The 26,774-nt window shown below is 59.9% G+C and carries 23 protein-coding genes and 1 tRNA gene; 7 read left to right on the top strand and 17 right to left on the bottom strand.

What is annotated here, in order from left to right; genetic code table 11:
* Window positions 1–121: 121 nt before the first annotated feature.
* From SERRSCBI_RS16185 to SERRSCBI_RS16175, 3 genes are all read right to left on the bottom strand, one after another.
* A tRNA-Pro gene (locus tag SERRSCBI_RS16185) sits at window positions 122–198 on the bottom strand.
* A gap of 78 nt (window positions 199–276) precedes the next feature.
* Window positions 277–2,058 carry an LPS biosynthesis-modulating metalloenzyme YejM gene (gene yejM / locus SERRSCBI_RS16180; protein ID WP_033652524.1) on the bottom strand — a complete coding sequence of 594 codons (1,782 nt, stop codon included), beginning with the start codon at window positions 2,056–2,058 and terminating at the stop codon, window positions 277–279.
* Window positions 2,059–2,067: 9 nt separating this feature from the next.
* A complete protein-coding gene (locus SERRSCBI_RS16175) occupies window positions 2,068–2,295 on the bottom strand; it encodes a YejL family protein (RefSeq protein WP_004935782.1) in 228 nt (75 codons plus the stop codon).
* A gap of 211 nt (window positions 2,296–2,506) precedes the next feature.
* Between SERRSCBI_RS16175 and yejK the strand changes: the two genes are divergently transcribed.
* Complete coding sequence (gene yejK / locus SERRSCBI_RS16170; protein WP_042785067.1) at window positions 2,507–3,514, top strand: nucleoid-associated protein YejK; 1,008 nt, start codon at window positions 2,507–2,509, stop codon at window positions 3,512–3,514.
* A gap of 84 nt (window positions 3,515–3,598) precedes the next feature.
* Here the strand turns inward: yejK and rplY are convergent, their stop codons facing one another.
* Together rplY and SERRSCBI_RS16160 are read right to left on the bottom strand one after the other, a co-directional pair.
* The gene (gene rplY / locus SERRSCBI_RS16165) at window positions 3,599–3,883 is read right to left on the bottom strand and encodes a 50S ribosomal protein L25 (RefSeq protein WP_004935776.1); all 285 of its coding nucleotides are present in this window, start codon (window positions 3,881–3,883) and stop codon (window positions 3,599–3,601) included.
* Window positions 3,884–4,045: 162 nt separating this feature from the next.
* Window positions 4,046–5,803 (bottom strand): DEAD/DEAH box helicase, encoded by a 1,758-nt coding sequence (locus SERRSCBI_RS16160; RefSeq protein WP_042785066.1) that lies wholly within the window; start codon window positions 5,801–5,803, stop codon window positions 4,046–4,048.
* Window positions 5,804–6,118: 315 nt separating this feature from the next.
* Here SERRSCBI_RS16160 and rsuA point away from each other — a divergent pair, with 315 nt between their 5' ends.
* The 3 genes from rsuA (at window position 6,119) to SERRSCBI_RS16145 (ending at window position 9,010) form a co-directional block, all read left to right on the top strand.
* Window positions 6,119–6,832: a 16S rRNA pseudouridine(516) synthase RsuA gene (gene rsuA / locus SERRSCBI_RS16155; protein WP_033652527.1), complete on the top strand. Its 714-nt coding sequence runs from the start codon at window positions 6,119–6,121 to the stop codon at window positions 6,830–6,832.
* Window positions 6,833–6,873: 41 nt separating this feature from the next.
* Complete coding sequence (locus SERRSCBI_RS16150) at window positions 6,874–8,070, top strand: Bcr/CflA family multidrug efflux MFS transporter (RefSeq protein WP_042785064.1); 1,197 nt, start codon at window positions 6,874–6,876, stop codon at window positions 8,068–8,070.
* 595 nt (window positions 8,071–8,665) lie between these two features.
* The gene (locus tag SERRSCBI_RS16145) at window positions 8,666–9,010 is read left to right on the top strand and encodes a YejG family protein (protein ID WP_004935763.1); all 345 of its coding nucleotides are present in this window, start codon (window positions 8,666–8,668) and stop codon (window positions 9,008–9,010) included.
* Between the two features lie 8 nt (window positions 9,011–9,018).
* Here SERRSCBI_RS16145 and yejF read toward each other — a convergent pair whose 3' ends face one another.
* From yejF to SERRSCBI_RS16105, 8 genes are all read right to left on the bottom strand, one after another.
* On the bottom strand, window positions 9,019–10,629 hold the full coding sequence (gene yejF / locus SERRSCBI_RS16140) for a microcin C ABC transporter ATP-binding protein YejF (RefSeq protein WP_042785063.1): 1,611 nt from the start codon (window positions 10,627–10,629) through the stop codon (window positions 9,019–9,021).
* A 1-nt stretch (window position 10,630) separates the two neighbouring features.
* A complete protein-coding gene (locus SERRSCBI_RS16135) occupies window positions 10,631–11,656 on the bottom strand; it encodes an ABC transporter permease (RefSeq protein WP_042785062.1) in 1,026 nt (341 codons plus the stop codon).
* Complete coding sequence (locus SERRSCBI_RS16130; protein ID WP_033643818.1) at window positions 11,653–12,747, bottom strand: microcin C ABC transporter permease YejB; 1,095 nt, start codon at window positions 12,745–12,747, stop codon at window positions 11,653–11,655. Before SERRSCBI_RS16130 ends, SERRSCBI_RS16135 begins: the two co-directional genes overlap by 4 nt.
* A 9-nt stretch (window positions 12,748–12,756) precedes the next feature.
* Window positions 12,757–14,568: an extracellular solute-binding protein gene (locus SERRSCBI_RS16125; RefSeq protein ID WP_042785061.1), complete on the bottom strand. Its 1,812-nt coding sequence runs from the start codon at window positions 14,566–14,568 to the stop codon at window positions 12,757–12,759.
* 82 nt (window positions 14,569–14,650) lie between these two features.
* A complete protein-coding gene (locus SERRSCBI_RS16120; RefSeq protein ID WP_042785060.1) occupies window positions 14,651–16,243 on the bottom strand; it encodes a cyclic di-GMP phosphodiesterase in 1,593 nt (530 codons plus the stop codon).
* Between the two features lie 393 nt (window positions 16,244–16,636).
* Window positions 16,637–17,212, bottom strand: coding sequence for a bifunctional murein DD-endopeptidase/murein LD-carboxypeptidase (gene mepS / locus SERRSCBI_RS16115; RefSeq protein ID WP_033643815.1), 576 nt, complete (start codon window positions 17,210–17,212; stop codon window positions 16,637–16,639).
* A 410-nt stretch (window positions 17,213–17,622) separates the two neighbouring features.
* The gene (locus SERRSCBI_RS16110; protein WP_033643814.1) at window positions 17,623–18,333 is read right to left on the bottom strand and encodes a phosphatase PAP2 family protein; all 711 of its coding nucleotides are present in this window, start codon (window positions 18,331–18,333) and stop codon (window positions 17,623–17,625) included.
* Window positions 18,334–18,411: 78 nt separating this feature from the next.
* The gene (locus SERRSCBI_RS16105; RefSeq protein WP_033652532.1) at window positions 18,412–19,386 is read right to left on the bottom strand and encodes a GTP-binding protein; all 975 of its coding nucleotides are present in this window, start codon (window positions 19,384–19,386) and stop codon (window positions 18,412–18,414) included.
* Between the two features lie 320 nt (window positions 19,387–19,706).
* Between SERRSCBI_RS16105 and SERRSCBI_RS16100 the strand changes: the two genes are divergently transcribed.
* Window positions 19,707–20,015, top strand: a complete 309-nt coding sequence (locus SERRSCBI_RS16100) for a type 1 fimbrial protein (RefSeq protein WP_004935734.1) — start codon at window positions 19,707–19,709, stop codon at window positions 20,013–20,015.
* Between the two features lie 61 nt (window positions 20,016–20,076).
* Here SERRSCBI_RS16100 and SERRSCBI_RS16095 read toward each other — a convergent pair whose 3' ends face one another.
* Window positions 20,077–21,549, bottom strand: coding sequence for a mannitol dehydrogenase family protein (locus SERRSCBI_RS16095; protein WP_042785059.1), 1,473 nt, complete (start codon window positions 21,547–21,549; stop codon window positions 20,077–20,079).
* A 292-nt stretch (window positions 21,550–21,841) separates the two neighbouring features.
* Between SERRSCBI_RS16095 and uxuA the strand changes: the two genes are divergently transcribed.
* A complete protein-coding gene (gene uxuA, locus SERRSCBI_RS16090) occupies window positions 21,842–23,032 on the top strand; it encodes a mannonate dehydratase (protein ID WP_042785058.1) in 1,191 nt (396 codons plus the stop codon).
* A 42-nt stretch (window positions 23,033–23,074) separates the two neighbouring features.
* On the opposite strand, the gene yeiP is transcribed toward uxuA, so the two are convergent.
* Together yeiP and mtr are read right to left on the bottom strand one after the other, a co-directional pair.
* Complete coding sequence (gene yeiP / locus SERRSCBI_RS16085) at window positions 23,075–23,647, bottom strand: elongation factor P-like protein YeiP (protein ID WP_004935725.1); 573 nt, start codon at window positions 23,645–23,647, stop codon at window positions 23,075–23,077.
* Between the two features lie 126 nt (window positions 23,648–23,773).
* Entirely contained in the window at window positions 23,774–25,018 is a 1,245-nt protein-coding gene (gene mtr / locus SERRSCBI_RS16080) for a tryptophan permease (RefSeq protein ID WP_042785056.1), read from the bottom strand.
* Between the two features lie 271 nt (window positions 25,019–25,289).
* On the opposite strand from mtr, the gene SERRSCBI_RS16075 reads away from it, so the two are divergent.
* Window positions 25,290–25,544, top strand: coding sequence for a YkgJ family cysteine cluster protein (locus tag SERRSCBI_RS16075; RefSeq protein ID WP_019453627.1), 255 nt, complete (start codon window positions 25,290–25,292; stop codon window positions 25,542–25,544).
* Here SERRSCBI_RS16075 and SERRSCBI_RS16070 read toward each other — a convergent pair.
* A complete protein-coding gene (locus SERRSCBI_RS16070) occupies window positions 25,541–26,716 on the bottom strand; it encodes a sugar efflux transporter (protein WP_042785055.1) in 1,176 nt (391 codons plus the stop codon). The two genes, SERRSCBI_RS16075 and SERRSCBI_RS16070, sit on opposite strands and share 4 nt — an antisense overlap.
* Window positions 26,717–26,774: the final 58 nt, after the last annotated feature.

Below are 26,774 nucleotides of genomic sequence, written 5' to 3'. Positions count from 1 at the left end.
GCCGTCGCGAAAGCGAGGCGCGCAATGATCGTTGGGGGAGGCAGGGGGGCAGCGTCTGCGCTCTCATCCTCTCACGTACAGACGAAAAAAAACCTGCTGTTACAGCAGGTTTTCTTGAATTTGGTCGGCATGAGAGGATTCGAACCTCCGACCCCCGACACCCCATGACGGTGCGCTACCAGGCTGCGCTACATGCCGACGCTATGAAAAATCATACTACCGATTCTCGATGTTTATGCAAGCGCCTTACCACTTGATTGCTTTAGTTTTAAGCAGTTAGTTGGCGATAAAGCGTTTTACATCGGTCAGCACCTGCAACAGCAGAGCAAGCTGCGGTTTCTCGTCTTTTATTTCATCGCCGTTCTGATCGTAGACGCGATAGTTGCCGCTGTTGTCCAGCATCAGCGTCTGCGTCGGCGTGGTGATCACCAGCTGATTGCCATCGCCGGTGGCGATCCAGTTGTTGCGGCGCTGGGCGGTAAACAGATCTTCGCCTTGCGAATAGTCTTTCGGCGCGGTTTTCACGTGCAGCAGCCGTTGCATCAAGGTACGCATCACGTCGTTATGGCCGGTCAGCTTGTTGATGGTCTGCGCCGGCGTGCCCGGCCAGTGGATCACCAGCGGCACCTGCAGCTGCGCCTGGTTGAAGGCGGTGCCGGCGCCCCATTGGCCTTTGCCGCTGTCGTTGAACTCGACGCCGTGCTCGGCGGTGATCACCACCACGGTTTTATCCAGCAGGCCGCGCTGTTTCAGGGTATCCAGCACCTGGGCTATCTGGGCGTCCACGTCCTGAGCGCCGGTGCGATAGCGTTGGATAAAATCGGCCGGCGCCGGAGTTTTAGCGCCTTCGGCCGGCTCGGCGCCGCTGAAGTTGATATAGGAGAACCACGGCTCTTTGTCGCCCTGATCCGTCAGCCAACGTTGCCATTGCTGCGTGGTTTGCGCGTCGCTTTGCGGCGCCGGCGTCGGCAGCGAGAAGTCGGTCAACAGGGCCTGACGGTACAGGCTGGCGTTGAAGCCGTCGGACGAGAACAGCCCCAGTTGGTAACCCTGCTCGCCGAGCGCGTTGATCAGCGCCGACGGCTTGCGGCCGGCGAGCACGCTGTCCAGATAGGTCGGGGAAATGCCGTAGAACAGGCCGAACAGCCCGGTGTCGGCGTGGTTGCCCGAGCTGTAGTGATCGCTGAAGCGCACGTTTTCCTGGGCGAAACGCGTCAGCGTCGGCATGTCCTGCGCCACGTCTTTGGCGCGAATGCCGTCCACCACGATCATCAGCAGGTTATAGCCGCTGCCTTTATCGCCGTAGCTGAGATCGCTGAGCGGGTACTCCACCGCCACCGCTTCCGGATTGCCCTGTTGCACCAGGCGGCGTTCATATTCCTGCTGATCGAGCAGGCCGTGTTTTTCGAGGAACTTGCGCGCGGTCATCGGGTACGAGAGCGGCAGGTTGGCCCGCTGCATGGTGATCGGGCGATAGAAGTTGGCGTCGGCCCAGATGTAAATCAGGTGCGAGGCGAAAAAGGCGCTGATGAACAGCGCCGCCAGCGGCTTGCCGAAACGGCGGCGGTTCAGGCTGCGCAGCTTCTGCCAGCTCCAGGTGCCGAACAGCATCTCCACCAGGAAGATCACCGGCACGCAGATAAACATCAGCTGCCAGTCGCGCGACAGCTCGCTTTGATCCGGGTTGACCACCAGATCCCACACCACCGGATTGAGGTGCAGGTGGAAATGGGAGAACACCTCGCTGTCGACCAGCAACAGCGTGAGCCCGGCGGTGGCCAGCGCGGCGGAAATAAATCGCAGCAGCCGCTGCGACATCACCACGAAGGTGAGCGGGAAGATCACCAGCAAATAGCCGGCGAATACGATAAAGCTGAAATGCCCCAGCAGGCTGACCAAGGCATAGACCCGGCCCAGCAGGGAAGCGGGCCAGTCGGTGACAAACAGGTAGCGGCTGCCCAGCCCAAGGGCGAGCAGGATGTTGAATAAGGCGAACCAGTGCCCCCAGCTGATCATCTGGGAGACTTTTTCACGATAACGCTGACGGTTTGTCACCATAAATAAATATTAATGCGCTTTATCTTCACGGACAGAAGCCTGCAGGGCTTCCGCGAACGATCTCGCCAGGGTTTTCCGCTGCGCGGGGGCAACGCTGGTGTTGATCAAATTAGTGACCATATTGCCCAGCACCATCAGGGAAAGATCGGTGGGGGTATGGTGTTTTTCCAGAACATTGACCAGCTCTGAGAGCAGTTGTTCAACGTGTTCGTCACTGTAACGGGATGATTGTGGCATAAAATTGCGCTTAGTAATCTGCAAAGTGCCCTATCTTACCGTATAGGACAGTGATTTTCCGCTCTTTTATCACTTCCTGTCATTCGGGAAAGGGTTCGCCCGCGGCGGGGCGGCTCACCGCTGCGCCTTTCCGGTTTGCCGCGGTTTTTTAGTATTGCAGGGCGGGGCCTTCAGTGTTTGAATACGCGCCTAAAGAACAGGAGGATTTACCATGAGTCTGGATATCGACCAGATCGCTCTGCACCAGTTGGTGAAACGCGACGAGCAAACGCTGGACGTGGTGCTGCGCGATTCCTTGCTTCCCACCAACGCGGCGGTGGAAGAAATGATGGCGGAACTGCATCGCGTCTACAGCGCCAAGAGCAAGGCCCTGGGCTTGTTCAACGAGGGCAGCGAGCTGGCGGAAGCGCTGCGCACCTGCCGCAAGGACGATAAGGACTTTCTGGCCTTCAGCCGCGCGGCGACCGGCCGTCTGCGCGACGAACTGGCGAAGTATCCATTCGCCGAAGGCGGCGTGGTGCTGTTCGGTCAATACCGTTATCTGGCGGTCGAGTACCTGCTGATCGCGGTGCTGAACAGCCGTAACAGCATGCGCGTCAACGAAGAGCTGGATATCAACACTACGCACTATCTGGACATCAACAACGCCGATATCGTTGCGCGCATCGATCTGACCGAGTGGGAAACCAACCCGGAATCGACCCGCTATCTGACCTTCCTGCGCGGGCGCGTGGGCCGTAAGGTCGCCGACTTCTTCATGGATTTCCTGGCGGCGTCCGAAGGGTTGGACACCAAGGCGCAAAACCGCGGGCTGCTGCAGGCGGTGGATGACTACTGCGCCGACGCGCAGCTGGACAAGAATGAGCGCCAGTCGGTGCGCCAGCAGGTGTACAGCTACTGCAACGAACAGCTGCAGGCGGGCGAAGAGATCGAACTGCAGGCGCTGTCGCAGGAACTGTCGCCGGTCGGTGAGAAAGACTTCATGCAGTTCTCCAGCGAGCAAGGCTATCAGCTGGAAGACAGCTTCCCGGCGGATCGCGGCACGCTGCGCCAGCTGACCAAATTCGCCGGCAGCGGCGGCGGTATCAGTCTGAACTTCGACGCCATGCTGCTGGGCGAGCGCATTTTCTGGGATGCGGCCACCGACACGCTGACCATCAGAGGCACGCCGCCGAACCTGCGCGATCAGCTGCAGCGCCGGACCGGCAGCGGCAAGTAAGCTTGCCGAATCGCAGACAATAAAAAACGCCGCAATTGCGGCGTTCTTTATTTCGGCGTCCCGAAAGGTTCGAAAACGTAGCGATTAAACGCGAACGAAGTCGATGTGAGCCAGTTTTGGCTTGAACGGGTGACGCTGTACAGCCTGAACCTTAACTTTGGTTTCTTTACCGTCGATAACCAGAGTTACTGCTTCGCTGTAGAATTCTGGTTTAGCTTCCATGTTCTTGACAGAATCATGATCCAATTCGATGGAAACTGCAGCTTCTTTGCCACCGTAAACGATAGCTGGGAATTTGTTTGCTGCACGCAGGCGGCGGCTCGCACCTTTACCCTGGTCTTTACGTACTTCTGCATTGATAGTGAACATTGTTTTTTCTCTTAAAAGAAAATTTACCCTGCTACAGGCGACCCAAGTAGCAAGTTCGGAATTCCGCTTTAACGCTGGGCAGGCCCAGGTAAAGCGCGCGGCATTTTAACGGAAAGCCGCCCACAGGGCAACGAAAACCTGCCCAGATTGAGGGCCGTTCGCTCAGGCCAACTGATTGGCACGGCGGAAACGGCCTTGATAATCGAACACTTTCTCACGCACCTGCCAAAACTGCCCGCGCTTGCGTGCCACCACGAAATCCGGATGGCGCAGCGCTTGCTGTTGCGCCAGCACGTCGGCGGCGGTGTGCCAAGCGAACGGCACGCCCGGCGCGCGCTGGTGCGGGCGCAGGAACAGCATCTCGAACGCTTTGCGCTGCGCCGGCGTCTGCAGGCGGAAGCGCTCGCTGGTGCTGGTGCCGTCCTCGTCGTAATAGGTGGCCTTCAGCCATTCGCCCTTTTCGTCGCGGCCGCTTTGCAACTCCATGCCGCCGCAACGCAGCACCAGCGCGTCTTTCAGCTTCAGCGCCGCCTTCAGCATGTCGTCGGGATCGACCAACACCTCCTGACACTGATGGCAACGGCGCGCGGCGATATCGTTCTCCGCGCCGCAGTGCGGGCAGCTCTTGAACCGGAAGCGGTAATCGCACTGTTCGCGGTGGCCGTCGTCGTCCTCCAGCCAGCCCTGGCAGCGGCGGCCGTAGTGTTCGATGATGTCGCCGTTTTCGGTGCACTTGCCCCAAAACAGGTTGGCGAAACCGCAGGCCGGGCAGAACACCTGCACCGGCTGGCTGTCGCCGTGCGGTTTGCTGACGCCGACCTCCGGCGTAAACAGATCGTGCGGGTTGCCGGCGTAGTCGAGGATCAGGCAATCCTTTTTGTCGGGCGCCAAACGCAGCCCGCGCCCGACGATCTGCTGATACAGGCTGACGGACTCAGTGGGGCGCAGGATAGCGATCAGATCGACGTGCGGCGCGTCGAAGCCGGTGGTTAACACCGCCACGTTGACCAGATAGCGCAGCCGCTGCTGCTTGAACGCCTCAATGAGCGCATCGCGCTCGGCGGGCGGCGTTTCGGCGCTGACCAGCGCGGCTTCGCCGTTCGGCAGCAGGCCGTGGATCTCGCGGGCGTGCTCGACGGTGGCGGCGAAGATCATCACCCCTTTGCGATCGTCGGCATACTCCACAATCTGGCTGATGATGTGCGGCGTGACGCGGTTTTGCCGTTTCAGCTCACGGTTCAGGTCCGCTTCGCTGAACAGGCCGTTGCTCCTGGCCTCCAGACGGCTAAAGTCGTATTGCACGATCGGCATATCCAGCCGCTCCGGCGGCACCAGAAAACCGTGTTTAATCATGTAGCGCAGCGGCAGCTCATAGATGCAGTCGCGAAACAGACTGGCGCTGTCGCCGCGGGTGAAACCGTGGTAGTGGTACTGATAAATCCAGCCTGTGCCCAGCCGGTACGGCGTGGCGGTCAGCCCCAGCAGCCGCAATTGCGGGTTGGTTTTCTGCAGGTGCTGGATGATTTGCTGGTACTGGCTGTCGTCGTCGTCGCTGATGCGATGGCATTCATCGACGATCAGCAGCGAGAAGGCGCCGTCGAACAGCGGCAGGTTGCGCGCCACCGACTGCACGCTGCCGAACACCACCTTGCCTGCGCTCTCTTTTTGTTGCAACCCGGCGGCGAAGATGTCCGCCTCCAGGCCGTAGGCGCAGTATTTGGCGTGGTTTTGCGCCACCAGTTCCTTGACGTGCGCCAACACCAGCACTCGCCCACGGGCGCGCTTCGCCAGCTCGGCGATCACCAGGCTTTTGCCGGCGCCGGTCGGCAGCACGATCAGCGCAGGCTCGGGATGCCGCCGGAAATGGTTGATGGTGGCTTCGACCGCTTCCAGTTGGTAGGGGCGTAGGGTAAAGGCCATAAATGAACGCCGTAGGTTGGAGTGGGCCGCGGGGTTAGGTTTGTCAGCGCTGTTGCCACAGAAACGCTGACATTTTACGCCCCGGGCGACCGAGAAATGTCTATATTATGCCTTCTGAGCGCGCGCGGTGCGAGAAGCGTGAAAATTACCCCTGTCGGGCAGCGCGTTGTGCCGCTATACTCGTGTGACAGCAATCGCTGTGCCCCCACGCGATTTCCCCCCTGAGCCTGCCATTTGCACCCGGTGCAACGGCGGGCGTCATATTTTGGCAATACGATCAATGCGATCATAACAACGACAGGCAAAGCAGATCCCATGCGATTGGACAAGTTTTTATCTCAGCAGTTAGGCATCAGCCGTGCGCTGGTCGCGCGCGAACTTCGGGCTAAACGCGTCACCGTAGACGGTGAGGTGGTGAAGAGCGGGGCTGTCAAACTGACCCCGGAACAAGAGGTGGCGTTCGACGGCAATCCGCTGCAGCAGCAGAACGGCCCGCGCTATTTCATGCTCAACAAACCGCAGGGTTACGTCTGCTCCACCGACGATCCCGATCATCCGACGGTGCTGTACTTCCTCGATGAGCCGGTCGCGTACAAACTGCACGCCGCCGGGCGGCTGGATATCGACACCACCGGGCTGGTGCTGATGACCGATGACGGCCAGTGGTCGCACCGCGTCACCTCGCCGCGCCACCACTGCGAGAAAACCTATCTGGTGACGCTGGAGCACCCGCTGGCGGAAGACACCGCGCAGCGTTTCGCCGCAGGGGTGCAACTGCACAACGAGAAAGATCTGACGCGGCCGGCGACGCTGGAGCAGGTTGACGAGCATGTGGTGCGCCTGACCATCAGCGAAGGGCGCTACCACCAGGTGAAGCGGATGTTCGCTGCGGTCGGCAACCGGGTGATCGAGTTGCACCGTGAGCGCATCGGCGCCATCGTGCTGGATGACGATCTTGCGCCGGGCGAATACCGCCCACTGACCGAAGAAGAGATCGCCAGCGTGGGCGCGCCGCACCTGCAGGACTGATAACCGATCATTGATTGCGGCCGATTAAGGAGTCGTGGAACGTGCAACAGAACCGAACCTCTCATCTCGGTTTGATTTTCATTCTGGGCCTGCTGTCCATGCTGATGCCGCTGGCCATCGACATGTACCTGCCCAGCATGCCGGTGATCGCCGCCCAGTTTGGCGTCGAGTCCGGCAGCGTGCAGATGACGCTCAGCGCCTATATGCTCGGCTTCGCCTTCGGGCAGCTGTTCTATGGGCCGATGTCGGACAGCATCGGCCGCAAACCGGTGATCCTGTGGGGAACGCTGATCTTCGCCATCGCCGGTTGCGCCTGCGCCATGGCGCAGTCGATCGATCAGCTGATCGGACTGCGTTTCTTGCACGGCCTGGCCGCCGCCGCCGCCAGCGTGGTGATCAACGCCTTGATGCGCGACATGTTCACCAAGGACGAGTTCTCGCGCATGATGTCGTTCGTCATTCTGGTGATGACCATCGCGCCGCTGCTGGCGCCGATGATCGGCGGGGCGCTGCTGCTGTGGTTCAACTGGCATGCCATCTTCTGGACCATGGGCGCCGCGGCGCTGATCGGTTCACTGCTGGTGGCCTTGTTCATCAAGGAGACGTTGCCGAAAGAGCGGCGACAGCGGTTCCACCTGCGCACTACGCTGGGCAACTTCGGTTCGCTGTTCCGCCACAAGCGGGTGCTGAGCTACATGCTGGCCAGCGCCTTCTCGTTCGCCGGCATGTTCTCGTTCCTCAGCGCCGGGCCGTTCGTCTACATCGAACTGAACCAGGTTTCGCCGCAGCACTTCGGTTACTACTTTGCGCTGAATATCGTCTTCCTGTTCCTGACGACGCTGATCAACAGCCGCAACGTGCGGCGATTCGGCGCGGTCAAGATGTTCAAACTGGGGCTGCTGGTGCAGCTGGCGATGGGGCTGTGGCTGCTGGCGGTGAGCGCCGTCGGGCTGGGCTTCTGGGCGCTGGTGATCGGCGTAGCGGTCTATCTGGGGTGCATCGCGATGATCTCCTCCAACGCCATGGCGGTGATCCTGGATGATTTTCCGCATATGGCGGGCACCGCGTCTTCCCTGGCCGGTACGTTGCGGTTCAGCATCGGCGCGCTGGTGGGCGCGATTCTGTCGATGGCGCCGGGCAAGAGTGCCTGGCCGATGGTCACCTCGATGGCGCTGTGCAGCATTGTGGCGGTGTTGTTCTATCTGTACGCCAGCCGGCCGCGCGATCGCGCAGCCTGACGTTCTCCAGGTTCGGGGCGAGGTTGTCCCGAGCCGTCACAGGGTTGCGCCTTGCCAGTTTGTGGTGCAACCGGCAATGAAAATTTTGTTGCTAAACATATGCCTGCTAATCAATGAGTCATTTACCCTTCTGTGTGCTTTTTGTTAAAAAATATCGTCGCTGAGCTGCCCGATATCCTCCGGTATGCGCGGCGTTTTGCCGGCGGGTCGGTGCGGGCGGTTTGCAATAGGGGTGATGTAAATCAAGGCATTAGCGGACGACGGTGCGCTAACGCGACGGGTGAAATGTTTCTTCAATGTAAAAATATGGCGACGAAAAAGTAGTCGCATTGCAAGAAAAAAGAGTTGAGATCGCTGCGGGAAAGGGTTACATATAACGCAAAAATGCGAGCTGAGTCGCAAAATGCCGTGAAATAACACCGCACGGCGCGCCAAAAAATGGCACGGCATCGGCAAGCACGGGGTCAGGTTAATGGCTTGCGGCAAAATTTACATATAAATAACATTTGTGCGCGGCAGAGTCGGGAGTCAACGGCTATAACTTAGTAACCCTGTCAGGTAAAAGTGTTTCACCTTTTCAAACTAGGGATTTCATGTGGAGAGTATCCAACTTTCGGTAGTGCATCGCTTGCCGCAAAGTTATCGTTGGCTATCCGGTTTCACCGGCGTAAAGGTCGAACCGATTCCGTTTAACGGAATAGACGAGGATAACAACCTGATTGGGCTGAAGCTGCTCAGCCATGAAGGGGCCGAGGCCTGGCAGGTGATGCAACAGCTTAATCTGTCGTTGCAGGAGATTCAGGTCGACTGCGCGATCGTCGAATGGGAAGGGGAACCTTGCCTGTTTGTGCAGCGCAGCGATGAGAGCGCGACGATGTGCCGCCTGAAAAACGTCGGCGCCGCGATCGCCGAACCGCTCAGCGCGCAATACCCCTTCTGAATTCGCCGCTAATCCGCCAACTGCAACAGTTGTCGGGTATAGTCGGCTGCGGGTGCCGCGAAAATCGCCCGGCAGTCTCCCTGCTCAACCACTTCTCCCTGTCGCAGCACAATCACCTGGTGGCACAGCGAACGCACCACCTGCAGGTCATGGCTGATGAACAGATAAGCCAGCCGGTGGCGTTGCTGCAGCGATTTCAGCAGCGTCAGGATCTGCGCCTGCACCGATTTATCCAGTGAAGAGGTCGGCTCGTCGAGGATCAGCAGCTGCGGCTGCAGGATCAGCGCGCGCGCGATGGCGATGCGCTGGCGCTGGCCGCCGGAAAACTCGGTGGGGTAGCGGTGGCGCAGCTGCGGATCCAGGCCGACCTCCTGCAACACCTCGATCACGCGCTGTTCCCGCTGCTCGGCGTTCAGCCGCTGGTGCACTTCCAGCCCTTCGGCGATGATCTGCTGTACGTTCAGGCGCGGGTTGAGGGCGGAATACGGATCCTGGAAGACGATTTGCATCCGGCTGCGGTAGGGCAGCATTTGTTTCATCGTCAGCGGGTGCAGCGGTTCGCCGTCGAACCAGATGGCCCCCTGCGAGGCCAGCAGACGCAATAGCGCCAGCCCGGTGGTGCTTTTACCCGATCCGGATTCCCCCACCAGCCCCACGCTCTCTCCGGCGCGCAGTTCGAAACTCAATGACTTCAACGCATAGTGATAGTCCACCGTGCGGCGCAGCAGGCCGCGCCGAATGGGGAATCGCACCTGCAGATCTTCCACCTTGAGCAGCGGCCGCTCATCGCCGGGGCGCGCGCTGGCTGCGGCCGGCAGCGGCAGCGGTTCGCCGACCTCCTCGGCGGCCAGCAGTTGCCGTGTGTAGGGATGCTGCGGCCGGCTGAACAGCTGTGCGCGGCCGTTTTGCTCCACGCAACGGCCCTGACGCATCACCGCCACGTTGTCCGCCAGACGGCGCACAATATTCAGGTTATGGGTGATGAACAGCAACCCCATGCCCATTTCTTGTTTCAATTCTTGCAACAGCGTCAGGATCTGCGCCTGGATAGTCACGTCGAGCGCGGTGGTGGGTTCGTCGGCAATCAGCAATTTCGGGCGGGTTAACACCGCCATGGCGATCATCACGCGTTGGCGTTCACCGCCGGAGAGTTGATGTGGATAGTCCTGCAACCGGGTTTTGGCCTGGCGGATGCCGACGCGCTCCAGACAGTCGACGATCTCTGCGCGTGCGGCTTCGCGCCGCAGGCCGCGGTGCAGCATCAGCACTTCCGCCAGTTGCTTCTCAATGGTGTGCAGCGGATTGAGCGACACCATCGGTTCCTGAAAGATCATCGCGATCTGATTGCCGCGCACCTTGCGCAGTTCAGCCTCCGGCGCATGCAACAACGAGTTGCCGTTGAACAGAATATCGCCGCCAGGGTAAACCACCGGCGGCGCGGGCAGCAGTCGCAGTATCGACAGGGCGGTGACGCTTTTGCCGGAGCCGGATTCTCCCACCAGCGCCAGCGTTTCCGCCGGGGCTATTTGCAAAGAGAGTTCGTTGACCACCGGCGTGACGGCGTCGCCCTGGCGGAAGGCGATGCTGAGATCCTGGATGGCGAGCAGAGGTGTAGCCATATCAATGCGCCTTGCTGGGGTCAAAGGCGTCGCGTACCGCTTCGCCGATAAAGATTAATAACGACAGCAGCACTGCCAGCACCAGGAAGGCGGTGATGCCGAGCCACGGCGCCTGCAGATTGTTTTTGCCTTGCAGCAGCAGTTCGCCTAGCGACGGCGAACCGATCGGCAGACCGAAGCCGAGAAAATCGAGCGACGTCAGGGTGGTGATCGAGCCGCAGAGGATAAACGGCAGGAAGGTCAGCGTCGCCACCATGGCGTTGGGCAGCATGTGGCGGGACATGATCACGCGATCCGGCACGCCCATGGCGCGCGCGGCGCGGATATAGTCATAGTTGCGGGTGCGCAGGAACTCGGCGCGCACTACGCCCACCAGGCTCATCCAGCCGAAAAGAATAGTGATGCCGAGCAGCCACCAGAAATTGGGCTGGACGATGCTCGACAGCAGAATGATCAGAAACAGCGTCGGCATGCCCGACCACACTTCGATAAAGCGTTGCCCCCACAGATCGAAACGCCCGCCGTAATACCCCTGTGTCGCGCCGACGCACACGCCGATCAGGCTGGAAAACAGCGTCAGCGCCAGGCCGAACAGCATCGAAATGCGAAAACCATACAGCACGCGGGCCAGCACGTCACCGCCGTTGCTGTCGGTGCCCAGCAGGTTATGGCGCGAAGGCGGGGAGGGGAAGGGCACCTCGGTGGCGAAGTTGATCGTGTCGTAGCTGAAACGGATCGGCGCCCAGATCGCCCAGCCATGTCGGTCGATTTGGCGCTGGACGAACGGATCCTGATAGTCGGCTTCGGTGTTCAGTTCGCCGCCGAACGCGGTTTCGCTGTAGTTGATCATAAACGGCAGGTATAGCCGGCCTTCATAACGCACCAACAGCGGTTTGTCGTTGGCGATAAGATCGGCGGCCAGGCTGAGCGTGAACAGCGCCAGAAAGATCCACAGTGACCAGTAACCGCGGCGGTTGCGGCGAAAACGCGCCCAGCGCGCCTGATTGATTGGGCTAAGGCGGCTCATTGGCGGGCCTCGAAGTCAATGCGCGGATCGACCAGGGTATAGGTGATATCGCTGAGGATGTTCAACAGCAGGCCGATCAGGGTGAAGATATACAACGTGCCGAACATCACCGGGTAGTCGCGCTGCAGCGTGGCGTCGTAACCCAGCAGCCCCAGGCCGTTGAGCGAGAACATCACCTCAATCAGCAGCGAGCCGGTGAAAAACATGCTGATAAAGGTGGCCGGAAAACCGGCGATCACCAGCAGCATGGCGTTGCGGAACACGTGGCGGTACAGGATCTTTTTCTCGTCCAGGCCCTTGGCGCGAGCGGTGGTGACGTACTGTTTGCGGATCTCGTCGAGGAACGAGTTTTTGGTCAGCATGGTCAGGGTGGCGAAACCGCCGATCACCGTCGCCAGCACCGGCAGCGTGATGTGCCACAGATAGTCGGCGATCTTCGCCGGCCACGAGAGGGTATCGAAGTTGCTGGAGACCAGGCCGCGCAGCGGGAACCAGTCGAGATAGCTGCCGCCGGCGAACAGCACGATCAACAGGATGGCGAACAGGAACGCCGGAATGGCGTAGCCGATAATGATCAGCGTGCTGCTCCAGGTATCGAACGCGCTGCCGTTGTGGACGGCCTTGCGGATGCCGAGCGGGATCGACACCAGATAGATGATCAGCGTGCTCCAAAGGCCCAGCGTGATGGAGACCGGCAGGCTTTGGCCGATCAGTTGCATCACCGAAGCGCCGCGAAACAGGCTGTCGCCGAAGTCAAAGCGCATGTAGTTCCACAGCATGGTGAAATAGCGTTCGTGCAGCGGTTTATCGAAGCCATAACGCTGGGTGATCTCGGCGATCACCTCCGGATCCAGGCCGCGCGAGCCGCGGTATTGCCCTTCGGTCGCGGCCGGGACGCCGGCTCTGGCGTGCCCCAGGCCTTCATTGACCCCGCCGCTGCCGAAACCGCTGCCCTGACCCAGTTCGATGGCGGCGATGGCCTGATCGACCGGGCCGCCGGGGGCGATTTGCACGATAAAAAAGTTGATGGTGATGATCGCCCACAGCGTAGGGATCACCAGCAACAGTCTGCGTATCAGATAGGCTGCCATGCCGACTCCTTATTGCCGTTGAGCCGGCAAGCGCGCCGCCTTGTTGACGTCGTACCACCAGTTGTCGAAGCCGATGGCGTAGGCCGGGCGGATCGGCGGCGTGGAGAACTTGTCCCAATAGGCATAGCGGTCGTGGTTGGAGTACCACATCGGCAGCATGTAGCGGTTCCAGGTCAACACCCGATCCAACGCGCGGCCGAGCGGCAGCAGCGCTTTTTCGTCGCCCTGATGCTCAGCGATTTGCCTGACCAGGCTGTCGACCGCCGGGTCCTTGACGCCGGGGGTATTATAGCTGGAGTTGATGTACTCCGAATCCCAAATGATGCGTAAATTGGCGGTGGGGAACGGCATCGCCATGTACACCGTCGGCATCATATCGAAGTCGCGTTCGCGCATGCGGCGCGTATATTGCGAGGCGTCGATCTCGCGGATTGCCATATCGATGCCCAACCGCTGCAGGTTGTGGCGGAACGGCAACACGTACTGGAAGTTGCTGCCGCTCAGCAGCATCAGCTCAAAGGCGAACGGCTGGCCGGTTTTGGCGTTGACCAACTTTTGATTTTTGACCACCCAACCGGCCTCTTTCAACAGTTGGGTCGCCTTCAGCAGATTTTGCCGATCGTTGCCGCTGCCGTCGGAGGCGGGCGGTTGATAGATGCTGGTGAACACCTCAGGCGGCACCTGGCCTTTGAGCGGCGCCAGCAGCGCCAGTTCGGCGGCGTCCGGATAGCCGCGGGCGGCGTAGGCGGTGTTTTGGAAATAGCTGTCGGCGCGTTGATAGGCGTTGTAATACAGCGCCTTGTTCATCCAGTTAAAGTCGAAAGCCAGGGTGATCGCCTCGCGCACGCGCGGGTCGGCAAACAGCGGTTTTTGGATGTTGAACGCCAGCCAGCGGGTGTTTTGCGCCGCCTGGTTGGTCTCGTCCTGTTTGATGATGTAGTTGCGCGCGAAGTTGCCGCCCTGATACTGGGTGGCCCAGCTCTTGGGCGACGGCTCGATGCGGAAATCGTAAGCGCCGGCCTTGAACGCTTCCAGCGCCACTTTATCGTCCAGATAATAATCGTAGCGAATGCTGTCGAAGTTATAGCGGCCGCGGTTCACCGGCAGGTTGGCGGCCCAGTAGTCCCGCACCCGTTGATAGGTGATGTACTGGCCGAGGCGATAATCGCCGATTTTATACGGGCCGCTGGCCAGCGGCGGCGTGTTGAGCGGCTCGTTGAGCTTATGGTTTTGCCAAAAGGCGGCCGGGAGAATAGGCAGGCTGCCGAATAACGACAGCATCGCTTCTTTGTTCGGCTGCGGGAATTCAATGCGCACCGTCAACCGAGAGATGGCTTTGACCGTGACGCCTTTGTAGTAGGAGCGAAACTGCGGCACGCCCTCGGCCATGAATTTGCTGAAGGTGAAGGCCACGTCGGCGGCGGTGATCGGGCTGCCGTCGTGGAAACGCGCGCGGGCGTTGATATCCACTTCCACCCAACGCATGTCGGCCGGGAAGCGCGCCGATTCGGCAATCAGCGGATAAAAGCTGCCGGGTTCGTCGTCGGACGTTGCGAACAGCGTGTCGTAAAGTTGATCCGTGCGCTCGCCGGGCACGCCCCGGGTAGCGAAGCGGTTGAAGTTATCGTAGGTGCCGATGGCCGCCAGGCGCACGTCGCCGCCCTTGGGCGCCGCCGGATTGACGTAGTCGAAATGGCTGAAGTCGGCGGCGTATTTCGGTTCACCGAGAAGGGCGAAAGCGTAGCTTTCGTTGAGGGCTTCGGCCTGCGAGGCGAAGCTCAGTGCCGAGAGCACCAGAGCAGCGAAAATGCGCACGGACATCAGACGGTAAGCTCCTGCTGTGGAATAAAGTACAACCGGCGCCCAGCATAACATTCTTCGGGCGGGCGCAGGGTAAAGATGCTTAAAGATTAACTATTTTTTCCTGATAATCAAAGACCTGATGAGCATTGCAGTAAGCGACGAAATTAGCGATGCTAAGCGGCTTGCTGAAGTAATAGCCCTGCATGAAGTTAACGCCGCGTTCTTGCAGGAACTGCATCTGCTCGGCGGTTTCCACCCCTTCGGCTACCGTCAGCATTTTCAGCTTTTTCGCCAGCGAAATCACCGCATCCAGCACCGGTGCGGTGACGGTGTCCTGGCCGATGGTGTTGACGAAGCCGCGATCGATCTTCAGGTAATCCATGGTGAAACGCTCAAGATAGATCAACGCGCTGTGGCCGGTGCCAAAATCGTCCACCGCGATCTCGATGCCCTGTTTATGCAGCCAGTCGAACTCCGCCAGCGCGCTCTCTTCTTCCACCATGCCGCGTTCGGTGATTTCAAACACCAGCGTAAAGTAATCGCCCGGCAGCTGCGCCAACAGTTCATACACGTCCTGATGGAATGACGGCGCGCTAAGGTGGGCGGGGGAAATATTGAGGCCGACCTTGCCTCCCCGCGGCAGCGCCTTGGCGAGCTGCGGCGCATCTTCGGCAATCAGCCTGAACAGATGGCGGGTGAGCGGCACGATCAGCCCGTTGCTTTCGGCGTACGGGATAAAGACATCCGGGGGAATGCGGCCCTCGATAGGATGCTGCCAGCGGATCAACGCTTCCAGCCCGCCGATGCTGTTGCTGCCGGTATGGAACACCGGCTGATATTCGATGAAGAACTCGTTGCGCTTAATGCCGCGCAGCAGCGCGCGCTCCGGGCTTTGCCGCAACAGCAGCATGTAGTAGCAGAGCACGCCGATCATCAGCGACAGCACCAGGCTGCCCAGCAGCGTCAGGCGAATATCGTTGGGCGTCAGTTTCTCGTTGTAGAACAGGATGCTCAGCGGCAGATTGGGCAGCGTCAGGGTGTCCGCCTTGTCTTGCGGCAACTGCGCGATCGGCATCAGGTTCGGGCTGAAGGTGGTCAGCGCGCGGTTGCCCATCACGATGGCGATGCCCGGCGCCTGCTCGTCATGCGAAGTGAACAGCAGGTAGGGCATCAAATTGATGTCCAGCGTGGCGAGGATGCCGGTCGCCGATGCGCCAGGATGCCGTAGCCAAACCGCGACCGCCGGCTTGTCCGGCACGATCGGCGTGCCCTGCTGCAGCTTCAGATCCAAAGGCAGGTGGGTATCGATGTCCTGATACAGGTTTTTCATCGGCAGCATCATGTCGCCGGTGGCGGAGGAGCAGTAGGCGTAACCGTCTTTCACCAGCAGGAAGGTGCGTACGCCGCTGGTAAAGGCCGCCTGATAGGTGATGTCCGACTGGCTTGAGAGGCAGGGTTTGTCTAGCAGCGGCATCATTTTTTGCATGACATCCGTCAGGTGCGAGATATAACCCAGCGCGAATTTTTGCGTACGCGCTTCAACCTTGTGTTGATATTGCGTGCGCTGGTGGTTGATCAAAGAAAGTGTGACCGCGGTGAATAGCGTAAAAAATAGCAGGGCGGCGACAACGCTTTTGGCCAGACTGCGCTGTCGGTGCGACACGCTGCGAGAGAACGCCCTTTTCAAGCCCATAACCGAGACCTCTGCAACGGGGCGTCAGGCGTGTCGCGCAGCCATTTAATGGATTGTGCCAACGGCTTTTTTTTCTATTTTTTGCCTTTTATCCCGTACCCAACCGGCGACGTCGTTTAAATACAAGGCGTCGCCGACAGAAATATAATGCACCTATTAAGCGGAAACGTTTTAAATAACGCCGGGCGCGCCGTTGCCGTCATCTGACGATAATAGGCGAGTTTTTCCTCGTCGGCGCGATTTCCGGCCGGCAGTTTATCAAAATAATGGTGTGAGGTGACGATAAGGCCTGGTTCAGCCCCGGTGGCTCTCGTTTGACAGCCAAAAAAAACGCCGCCCGTAGGCGGCGTTTATCGCTCGTTTGGTATTCAGGATCTTCAGGGCGTTGCGCCGTCAGCCGTTGGTCAACACTCGGCGCGCTTCTCGATAACGTTTATTCCAATAGTTATCGGTCAGCTTGGAAATCATGACGCCACTGCTGGTAGAAGCGTGAACGAACTGATCGTTGCCTAAATAGATGCCGACATGGCGCCCGGTAGAACCGGCGCGGAACAGCACCAAATCGCCGGCGCGCAGTTTGGTGCGCTGGATTTTCTTACCGAGATCTTCCTGTTCGTAGGTAGAACGCGGTAAATCCATGCCGAACTGTTCGCGGAAGGTGCGCTGTACAAACGCCGAGCAATCGATGCCGCGCTTGGTGTCACCGCCTAAACGGTAGCGAACGCCTTTCCAGTCCGCGTACTGATCCATAATCTTTGACTTGACGTCAACGTTGCGGACCATCGCTTCGAATTCATCCTGAGAGGCTTGCAGTAAAAGACCGTCTTTGTCATTAACTGCACGCATCTCAGTTTGTGCGTTACTCAAGTTCGAAGTGTGAGTCGAGCTGCACGCTGACAGCATAACCGCAGCGGCAATTGCAGGGACTACCCGCAAAAAATATCTCAGAAACGGTTGAGATTTGACCATTGTTGTTGTTTTCCCTTGAAGTCCTTAACGACGAAAGTCGCTACCTGAAAAATGCCAAACGAAACGAGCCTAGTCCGCACCTGTTGCATCGACAATCAGTTACCGTTGAAAACGTGCGGGAACGCACATTTTTATCGGATTCCGTACTGATTCGACTTAAACCAGGCACAAACGCATCTGAGATTACCGGAACAAATAGGGGATTGCGAGTCTTTTTCCGGTCTTTTTTATATGAATTTGTGATGTAACATAATGTAAATCTTCATATAAAAAACGCCAATTGTCCGATGTATGAATCTGGCGTGAAATCAGGTTGCAAAAGCGTTAACGGGGGGCGGAGAAATTTTGCGCATCGCGAGGGGATAAAACGCGGGAGGCGGGCGCCTCCCGGAATGACTCATAGACGTAAGTTATGGTTGGCCGGGGCGGTGCTTGCCGGGCAACAGGCGATTCAACCGTTCGATAATCCAGTCGCTGCAAGGCGTCATCAGCACCCAACTGGCGCCAACCAAGACCACGGACAGCGAGCCTACGGCGATATCGGTAAACCAGTGGGCGCCAATCATCACGCGTGGCAATGAAAAGATCAGCGTAATCAGCAGGGCGACGGCGAAGGCGCCGCGGCCGAAATAGCGCAGCATAAAGCAGGAAAAAATAATCAGCATCATGCCGTGGTCGCCGGGGAAGCTGTCGCCGGAGGCGTCCTTGGTGGGGATGCCGGTCAATGCGCTGACGCGATTGATATTGTCGAAGGTCAGGGTGGGGCTCGGATGCTTCACCGGTAGCAGGTGGCCAAGCTGATTCAGCACCACGGCGGTCAGCAGCATCACCACGCCGGTGATCACCAGACGGCGGCGGCCGGCGGCGTCCTGCTTCAGGTAGAAGTACAAATACAGCAGGCCCATGGCGAGCAGCGAAATCACATCGAACGCGCGGTTGTTGGTGATGGCGACCAGGTGCAAAAATGCCGGGTCGGTGGCCAGATGGCGGTTAAAGAAGAAGAAGATCGCCGAATCCAGGGTAAACCAGCCGCCGTGATTGGCCGGCAGGAACCAGGACAGAAACAGCGCAACGCCCAGTAAGTTGAAGAAGAGAATGAAGGGTAAATTGCGGCGTGTCATGACATAAACCTGTTGGAAAAATGAAAATGAAACAAAACCGGCCGCCCTGCGGCAACCGGGGGGGCAACGGTACGGGGTTTAACTTAAACGAATCTTAAACAAGGCGGATTGCAGGGCGTTCCAGTCGGCATTTTCGCTGTGGATCAGTTCAACCCGGCTGTCGAGCGGCGCGTTCGGGCGGGTTTCGATGTTGAGATCCTGGCCCTGGCGATTGATCAGCAACGTGCCTTCGGGGATGCGCACCACGCCTTTGGCACGTTCGACCGGCGCCAGCCGCACCCATTCCATAAAGCCGACGGTGTCGAACCGGGTGTCGCCGTCAAAAATCCAGCCGCAGCTGGTGAAGCCTTGCCCTTCGTTCAGCGCTCGCCGCCAACGCGCGTTCTCCGGCAGCCGCAACGCCGCCAGTCCTTGCGTTTTCGCCTGACCATGATGATGTCGTGCGTCCGGCAATTCTGTACGATTTGTGCGAGGAAGTGACAACAACGCGACATCCGCCTCGCCTTGCGCGATGGCGTAGCAGGGCCGCTGCAGCGGATCTTGCGCCGTCCAGGCTTCCAGCGCCCGTCTGTCTTCCGGCCGATAGGTATCGCTTTTGCTGGCCAGGATAACGTCGGCCGCGGCCAGCTGATCGCGGAAGTTTTCGTTGTCGCGGTAGCGGGGCTGACTGAGTTGACGGGCATCCAGCAGGCACAGCGTGGCCTGCAGATCGATCCAGCCGGCATAGCTCTCCTGGGTCAGCAGCGACAGGATTTGCTTCGGATGCCCGAGCCCGGTCGGCTCGATCAGCAGACGGTCCGGTTTGGTCTGCTGCAACAGCATATTCAGACCCACCTGCATCGGCAGGCCGTTGACGCAGCACATGCAGCCGCCGGGGATCTCTTTGAGCACCGCGCCGCTGTCCGCCAGCAGCGCGCCGTCGATACCGATCTCGCCGAATTCGTTGACCAGTACCGCCCAGCGTTCATGCTCGGGCTTATGGGCCAGCAAATGGCGGATGGCGGTGGTTTTACCGCTGCCGAGGAAGCCGGTAATCAGATTGGTTTTAGTCATTAATCATTCCTGGGTGCAAAAATCAACCTGCCTAATAAATGAGCGATTCTGCGCGGTCGCGGCGGCGAGCGCGATTTAATTTGTGCTCTGCCTCGCAAATTTTGCACGCCACCCTGCGCTTTTCAACCGGCAAAATCCACTTTTTTTTGGCAAGAAAATTCTTAGATAAAACCCTGTATTAGATACGGTTAACTTTTGTTAGTAGCTTGTTTTTACATTGTTAATGACGCGATTAACGATCAAATCTCGTCCCTTTCCTTGCGATTATTCCGAACAAGATCCTCTATGGTTAAATTGGCTTAACTAAAAATGAGGTTGCCATGAATACCTTTCGGTTATTTTTGATCGTAGGAATGTTGTTTTCATGGACGGCAGTGAGTCAGGCAGGAGTGGCCGGCGGGGTAATTCGCTTCGTCGGCTCTATCGTTGAAAGTCCTTGCACGGTCAAGATTGCAGATTCTAAGGCGAATACGCAATGTTACCGCAACGGCCAGCATTATCAGGCCCAGCAAGCGTTGTCAGGTTTTGATACTACACGCAAAGAACTTCCGCTGAATCTTGGCACAACCGAAATGAAGTGGGTAGACCAACAGAAGAAACTTGCTGTTATGACGGTCGTTTATCGTTAAGTCGTTCCGCCATGCCGGCGTAACGTTACGCCGGCATGGTTATTCTCAGCCTGCAGGCACTTCACCGCTTCACCCACTCCTTCACCGTTTCACGCGCACCGCGATCGCGCAGTGACAAATAGGCTTGCGTCACCGCCTCGATAAACGCGGCATGCGTCGCCAGCTGTTCGCCAAACACCGATTTCAGCGCCAGGAGCGCCGTTACGCGCCGCCGATCGTCCGGAGTGGCGGCGATCGTCTGTTGCAGGACATCTGCCAGCGGATCGCGAATGTCGATGGGCTGGCCGGCGTCATCGACACCGCCGACGTACCGCATCCAGCCCGCCACGCCCAGCGCCAGCCCGCTATAGTCGCCGCCGTGCCGCAGATGCCAGCGCACGGCGTCCAGCAGGCGCTGCGGCAGCTTTTGCGTGCCGTCCATGGCGATCTGCCAGGTGAGGTGTTGCAGCGCCGGATTGCTGAAGCGCGCGATAAGCTGTGCGGCGTAGTCGGGCAGACTGATGCCGGTGACGCTCAGGGTTGGGGCCTGCTCGCACAGCATCAGCCGCTGTGCGGCGCGGCGGTAGTGCTCGTCCGCCATGCACTCGTTGATATAGCGGTAGCCGCCCAGGTAACCGAGATATGCCAGGAACGAGTGGCTGCCGTTCAGCATGCGCAGCTTCATATGCTCAAACGGCAGCACATCGCGGACCAACTGGGCGCCGGCCAGCTCCCACGCCGGGCGTCCGGCGGCGAAATTGTCTTCCACGACCCATTGAATGAAGGGCTCGCAGGCGATGGCGCATTCGTCACGCACGCCGCCCAGCGCGGCGGCGATCTCGTCCAGCGTGGCCGGCGTGGCGGCCGGCACGATGCGATCGACCATGGTGCAGGGGAAGGTGGCGGCGGAGGCGATCCAGTCGGCGAGCGACGGATCCCGCGCCTGCGCCAAATCGAGCACCGCCCGGCGCAGCACGTGGCCGTTCTCCGGAATATTGTCGCAGGAGAGCAGGGTGAAGGCGGGCAGCTCGCGTTCACGCCGCAGCCGCAGCGCCTCCACCAAAATGCCGGGCGCGGTCTGCGGCTGATGCGGCGCCGCCAGATCGGCGACGATCCCCGGATGCCGCCGATCCAGCCGCCCGCTGCCGGGTTCGATGCAGTAGCCCTTTTCGGTAATGGTCATCGAGACGATCGCCACCTGCGGCTCGGCCAGCTTCTCCAACACCGCGGCGATGCCCTCCAGCTTGCGGTGCACGCTCTCATGCACTGCGCCGATCACCAGGGCCTGATGGCCGTCCGCGCCTTTCTCCAGCACGCTGTATAAATGATCCTGTTGCCGCAGCGCCTGAAACAGCGGCACGCCGCCGGACAGGCTGATCTCGCAAATGCCCCAGTCGCCGCCCTGGGCGTTCAACACCCGATCGGTCAGCAGCGCCTGATGCGCACGGTGGAACGCGCCGAAACCCAGGTGCACGATGCGGCTGCGCAGGGCCCGGCGATCATAATTCGGTTGCCGGACGGCGCCCGGCAGCGGGGTGTTGGCGATCGTATTCATCTCATCTCCAAAGCGAGTAGACAGCTGGCGGGCCACTTGCGTCAAGTTAGCGGACCAGTTTGCCGACGCATGGACAGCGGGGCGCCGGCGATAAAAAACTGCCATCAGTCTAAAGTTGTCGGCAGGTTAAGGGAATTGGTCAGGCCAAAATAAGCCAGAATCGTGAAGCGGATCAACCAATGGATGGTTCAATTTTGACAGCGCGCGGCGAAAGAGTAAGTTAAAGATAGCTGACATCTAAATTAAACTGGTATAACAACATCGCGATGCGAGACAGGCATAAGGATACAACATGGAACAAACATGGCGTTGGTATGGCCCGAACGATCCGGTCTCTTTGGATGACGTGCGTCAGGCTGGAGCGACCGGGGTGGTCACGGCGCTGCACCATATTGCGAACGGCGAAGTCTGGCCGATCGACGAGATCCGCGCGCGGCAGGCGCTGCTGGCGGAAAAAGGGCTGGTGTGGTCGGTGGTGGAGAGCGTGCCGGTACATGAAGAGATCAAAACCCACAGCGGCGATTGGCGGCGGCATATCGCCAACTATCAACAGACGCTGCGCAACCTCGCGGCCTGCGGCATCGACACCGTCTGCTACAACTTCATGCCGATCCTCGACTGGACGCGCACCGATCTGGCCTATTCGCTGCCGGACGGCGCCAAAGCGCTGCGTTTCGATCACATCGCCTTCGCCGCGTTCGAGCTGCATATCCTGCAACGCGCCGGCGCCGAGGCGGACTATACGGCGCAAGAGCGCAGTCAGGCGGCAGCCTATTTCGCCGCCATGAGCGAGGAGGAGAAAGCCACGCTGACGGGCAACATCATCGCCGGGCTGCCGGGGGCGGAAGAAGGCTATACGTTGGAGCAGTTCCGCCGCCGCCTGGCGGAATACGACGGCATCGACAAGGCGCAACTGCGCGAAAACATGGCGGTCTTTCTGCGCGCCATCGTGCCGGTGGCGGAAGAGGCCGGCATCCGGCTGGCGGTGCATCCCGACGATCCGCCGCGGCCGATCCTCGGCCTGCCGCGCATCGTCTCCACGATCGAAGACATGCAGTGGCTGAAGCAGACCGTCGACAGCATTCATAACGGCTTCACCATGTGCACCGGTTCCTACGGCGTGCGCGCCGACAACGATCTGGTGCGGATGATTGAAACCTTCGGCGATCGCATTCACTTTACCCACTTACGCGCCACCTGCCGCGAGGAAAACCCGAAAAGCTTCCACGAGGGGGCGCATCTGCAGGGCGATGTGGACATGGTGGCGGTGATCGAAGCGATCCTGACCGAAGAACGGCGTCGGCAGCGGGCGGGCGATCGGCGGCCGATCCCGATGCGCCCCGATCATGGGCATCAGATGCTGGACGATTTGAAAAAGAAAACCAATCCGGGCTATTCGGCCATCGGGCGGTTGAAAGGGCTGGCGGAGCTGCGCGGCGTCGAGCTGGCGCTCAAGCGGCGCTTTTTCCCGGAATTGCCGTAGCGGAAAATGAAACGGGGCCGAGTATCGGCCCCGCTGGCGCGACTAGTCGGCGCGGCTCATGTAGCGGCGTTCGGCGATATGAATGCGGATCTTGTCGCCGGCGCTGAGGTATTCCGGCACATGGATCACCAGACCGGTCGCCATGGTGGCCGGCTTGTTGCGGGCGCTGGCGGAAGCGCCTTTGATGCCCGGCGCGGTCTCGACGATTTCCATATCCACGGTCTGCGGCAGCTCCAGCGCCAGGACCTGGCCGTCCAACGTCAGCACCTGCATGCCCGGCAGGCCGCCTTCCGGAATGAACAGCAGTTCGTCTTCGATCTGGTCTTTCTTGAAGATGTACGGCGTGTAATCTTCGTCATCCATAAACACGTATTCTTCGCCGTCGATATAGGAGAAGTTCACCTTGCGGCGCGACAGGGAAATGGTGTCCAGGATATCGTCGCCCTTGAAGCGTTCTTCCACTTTCAGGCCGGTGCGCACGTCGGAGAAGCGCATTTTGTACAGGGTGCTGGCGCCGCGGGCGCTCGGGCTCTGCACGTCGATATCTTTTACCAGCAGCAGCTTGCCGTTGTAGCTGATCGCCATGCCGCGTTTAATTTCGTTAGCTCTTGCCATTTCAATTCATCCGCAATGAAGAGTATTAGAGAAGTTGCGACAAGGTACTCGCGCCGCCGATTTCAGGCAATAGCCCGGCGCAAAAACAGTGCGGGAAAGGGAGGGCGGCAGCCCTCCCGTCGGGGATTACCGGAAGACCGGCAGCAGGCCGAACAGCGACAGAATATGCGCGGCGGCGTTGATCAGTCCAAACAGGATGACGAACAGGATCACGCCGTTGCCGCCCGGTGCGCGATAACCGGCCTGCGGATAGCGGCGGCGGCTGGCACGCGCCATCAGCGCCGGCACGATCACCGCCCAGATGGTGGCCGCCAGCCCGGCGAAGCCGATGGCGTACAGGAAACCGTTCGGGAACAGCAGCGCGGCCAGGGTCGGCGGCACAAAGGTCACCAGCGCGGTCTTGCTGCGCCCGACGGCGTCGTCCTTGAATTTGCAGAAGTCCGCCAGGTAGTCGAACAGGCCCAGCGACACGCCGAGGAACGAGCTGGCCAGCGCCATATAGGAGAAAGCGTTCAGCAGTTGGCTGACGGTCTGGCTGCTGGAGACGTTGCCCATTTGCTTGAGCAGGCTGCCGATATTGCCGCCCTCGGCGATCACCTGCTTAAAGGCGTCGCGCGCGATATTGCCCTGAATCACATACTGCCACAGGATGTAGATAGCCAATGCCAACAGGGTGCCGTACACCAGGCTGCGCACCACGGAGCCGCTGTCCTTGTGGTAGTACTTCACCAGCCCGGGAATGTTGCCGTGGTAGCCGAACGAGGTCAGCAGGTAAGGCAATGCCGCCAGGGCGTAAGGCAGATAGCTGGCCTGGTCATCGCCGGTATTGAACAGCACCGCAGGCTGCACGTGGGTGAACATGTCACCCACCGACATCACGAAGGTGATCACCATGCCGCCGATCAGAATGGTGCTCAGGCGGTCGACCGCGCGGGTGGAGAGCCAGACGATAAACGCCACGACCAGCGCGAACACCAGGCCGGCGGTGGCCTGGCCGACGCCGACGATGCCCTCCAGCGTGTGCGCGATGATCGAACCGCCCGCGGAGATATAGGCGTAGGTCAGGATGTACAGCACGAACGCCACCGACAGGCCGTTCACGGCGTTCCAGCCTTTGCCCAGCAGATCCTTGACCATGGTGTTGAAGCTGGCGCCGCTCGGGTAGTGCAGCGTGGCTTCAAGGATCATCAGGCCGGAAAGCAACATGCAGGCCCAGGTATACACCAGCAGCGCGACGGAGCCGCTGAACCAGACACCGGAAGTGACGATCGGAATGGAAAACATGCCGGCGCCTACGGCGGTACCGGCAATGATCATCGCGCCGCCGAGAACGGAAGGGCGGGCCAGCTTCTGGATGGTGTCCGTAGACATGTGCGCTCCTGATGGAAGAGGTTCTTTTGTACTAGCTCAATGGTACATGGGTGCATGGCGCATGTAAAGCGTGGAAATTGCACGCTTCACGCGTTTTTGTCTTTAAATTGCGGCTTTTTGGGCGTTTATTCGCCAGGCGGCGAATCCGGCGGGGCAAGACGGTTGCGGGACGAGTGTAAAGATCGCCAAGGCGCAGGGATTCTGCTGGCGGCCGCCGCACGCGGCTGCTATTGTCGCGCTTCTTTTCCCCAGCCCACCAGGAGTAGCGCTGATGGACTGTCGCAGCGACTGCGGCGCCTGCTGTATCGCGCCGTCAATATCCAGCCCGATCCCCGGCATGCCGAACGGCAAGCCCGCCAATACCCGCTGTATTCATTTGGATGAACAGCTGCGCTGCGGCCTGTTTCATTCGCCGCTGCGGCCGAAGGTGTGTGGCAGCCTGCAGCCGAGCCGCGACATGTGCCACGATCACCGCGATCAGGCGCTGATCTACCTCGCCAGGCTGGAAGCGGACACCGCGCCTTAAACGTCTTTCAACCGCCACAGACACAGCGTCGCGCCTACGGCCATCGCCAGCGCGGCGTAAAACACCGCATGGTAGTTCCAGATTTCCGCCACCGCGCCGGCGATAGCGCCGGCGATAACCCAGCCGACTCGAATGGTGTTGGTGAACAGCGTGGTGGCCGTGCCGGCCTGACCGGGCATCAAATCCTGGAAGTAGAGCATGCCGATCCCCGCCAGTACGCCGATAAACGCCGCATTCAACAGCTGCAGAGCGATGAGTTGCCCACTGCCGGTGATAAACAGCAGGCCGCAGTAGAACAGTACGCCGGCGACGGCGGCGCCGAGCATCAAACACCGTTTGCCGCAGCGTTTCGCCACCATGCCGGCGATCAGCATGATCGGGATCTCCAGCCCGGCGGCGGTGCCCATCAGCACGCCGACCAGCCGCTCCGGCAGCCGCAGTTCGTGCACCATATACAGCGGCATGTTGATCAGGTACATGCTGTTGGCGGTCCACATCAGGGTGCTGGCGCCAAACAGCAGCAGCGCGTCGCGGCGATGCTGGCGCGGTGCGGCCAGAGGCGCGCTCGCCACGGCGCTTTTCGGCATGGAGGGCAGCCGTTTCCACACCAGCAGGCCGCACAGGACAAAGGCCGCCGCGCCCGCCAGATACAGGGTTTTGAAGCCGAAACCCAGCGCCAGCGCGAAGGCGATCGGCGGGCCTATCACCCAGGCGAGCGAGACCTGCGCGCGCATGATGGAGGTGAACATCACCGCCTCGCGCCCGGTGCGATCGGCGTGTTCGCGCGCCAGGGCGAACATTTGCGGGTTAGCGGTGGAACCGAAGCTGGTGAGCAGCACGCCGACGAGCAGCAACAGGTAGTAATTGCGACTCCAGGCGAACAGCGTGAACCCCAGCGCACCCAGCATACAGCAGAGGAAGATCAGCGATTTGCGGTCGCCTTTTTTATCCGAGCGGCCGGCGAGAAACTGGCTGACCAGAATGCCGATCACCGCGCTGCCGGTGAAGAACAGGCCAACCAGCGCCGGCCGCACCTTGACTTCGGTTTCCAGAAACAGGCTCAGCGTCGGGGTTTGCAACGCGCCGGCGATGCCGGTCAGGAAGGCCACCGCCAAAAAGGCCAGCGAAGTGAGATCGGGCGTGCGTCGCGTTACTGCGGATGAAGTCGGCATGGCGATGGAGAATTCGTCGAAAAAGTGAGGTCGCGCGCATCATACGCCCGTTGAAAAG

The sequence above is a fragment of the Serratia sp. SCBI genome (genome assembly GCF_000747565.1).
Lineage (GTDB): Bacteria > Pseudomonadota > Gammaproteobacteria > Enterobacterales > Enterobacteriaceae > Serratia > Serratia ureilytica.
This window is presented reverse-complemented; position numbering and strand designations above follow the sequence as displayed.

Excerpts from the sequence above, each read along its gene's own strand:
- SERRSCBI_RS16070 (WP_042785055.1), bottom strand. The coding sequence starts at position 26,716 with ATGCCGACTTCATCCGCAGTAACGCGACGCACGCCCGATCTCACTTCG.
- SERRSCBI_RS16135 (WP_042785062.1), bottom strand. The coding sequence starts at position 11,656 with ATGAGCCGCCTTAGCCCAATCAATCAGGCGCGCTGGGCGCGTTTTCGC.
- SERRSCBI_RS16175 (WP_004935782.1), bottom strand. The coding sequence starts at position 2,295 with ATGCCACAATCATCCCGTTACAGTGACGAACACGTTGAACAACTGCTC.
- SERRSCBI_RS16105 (WP_033652532.1), bottom strand. The coding sequence starts at position 19,386 with ATGACTAAAACCAATCTGATTACCGGCTTCCTCGGCAGCGGTAAAACC.
- SERRSCBI_RS16160 (WP_042785066.1), bottom strand. The coding sequence starts at position 5,803 with ATGGCCTTTACCCTACGCCCCTACCAACTGGAAGCGGTCGAAGCCACC.
- SERRSCBI_RS16095 (WP_042785059.1), bottom strand. The coding sequence starts at position 21,549 with ATGAATACGATCGCCAACACCCCGCTGCCGGGCGCCGTCCGGCAACCG.
- rplY (WP_004935776.1), bottom strand. The coding sequence starts at position 3,883 with ATGTTCACTATCAATGCAGAAGTACGTAAAGACCAGGGTAAAGGTGCG.
- uxuA (WP_042785058.1), top strand. The coding sequence starts at position 21,842 with ATGGAACAAACATGGCGTTGGTATGGCCCGAACGATCCGGTCTCTTTG.
- mepS (WP_033643815.1), bottom strand. The coding sequence starts at position 17,212 with ATGGTCAAATCTCAACCGTTTCTGAGATATTTTTTGCGGGTAGTCCCT.
- SERRSCBI_RS16075 (WP_019453627.1), top strand. The coding sequence starts at position 25,290 with ATGGACTGTCGCAGCGACTGCGGCGCCTGCTGTATCGCGCCGTCAATA.
- SERRSCBI_RS16130 (WP_033643818.1), bottom strand. The coding sequence starts at position 12,747 with ATGGCAGCCTATCTGATACGCAGACTGTTGCTGGTGATCCCTACGCTG.
- mtr (WP_042785056.1), bottom strand. The coding sequence starts at position 25,018 with ATGTCTACGGACACCATCCAGAAGCTGGCCCGCCCTTCCGTTCTCGGC.
- yejM (WP_033652524.1), bottom strand. The coding sequence starts at position 2,058 with ATGGTGACAAACCGTCAGCGTTATCGTGAAAAAGTCTCCCAGATGATC.
- rsuA (WP_033652527.1), top strand. The coding sequence starts at position 6,119 with ATGCGATTGGACAAGTTTTTATCTCAGCAGTTAGGCATCAGCCGTGCG.
- SERRSCBI_RS16110 (WP_033643814.1), bottom strand. The coding sequence starts at position 18,333 with ATGACACGCCGCAATTTACCCTTCATTCTCTTCTTCAACTTACTGGGC.
- yeiP (WP_004935725.1), bottom strand. The coding sequence starts at position 23,647 with ATGGCAAGAGCTAACGAAATTAAACGCGGCATGGCGATCAGCTACAAC.
- SERRSCBI_RS16100 (WP_004935734.1), top strand. The coding sequence starts at position 19,707 with ATGAATACCTTTCGGTTATTTTTGATCGTAGGAATGTTGTTTTCATGG.
- SERRSCBI_RS16125 (WP_042785061.1), bottom strand. The coding sequence starts at position 14,568 with ATGTCCGTGCGCATTTTCGCTGCTCTGGTGCTCTCGGCACTGAGCTTC.
- SERRSCBI_RS16120 (WP_042785060.1), bottom strand. The coding sequence starts at position 16,243 with ATGGGCTTGAAAAGGGCGTTCTCTCGCAGCGTGTCGCACCGACAGCGC.
- yejF (WP_042785063.1), bottom strand. The coding sequence starts at position 10,629 with ATGGCTACACCTCTGCTCGCCATCCAGGATCTCAGCATCGCCTTCCGC.
- yejK (WP_042785067.1), top strand. The coding sequence starts at position 2,507 with ATGAGTCTGGATATCGACCAGATCGCTCTGCACCAGTTGGTGAAACGC.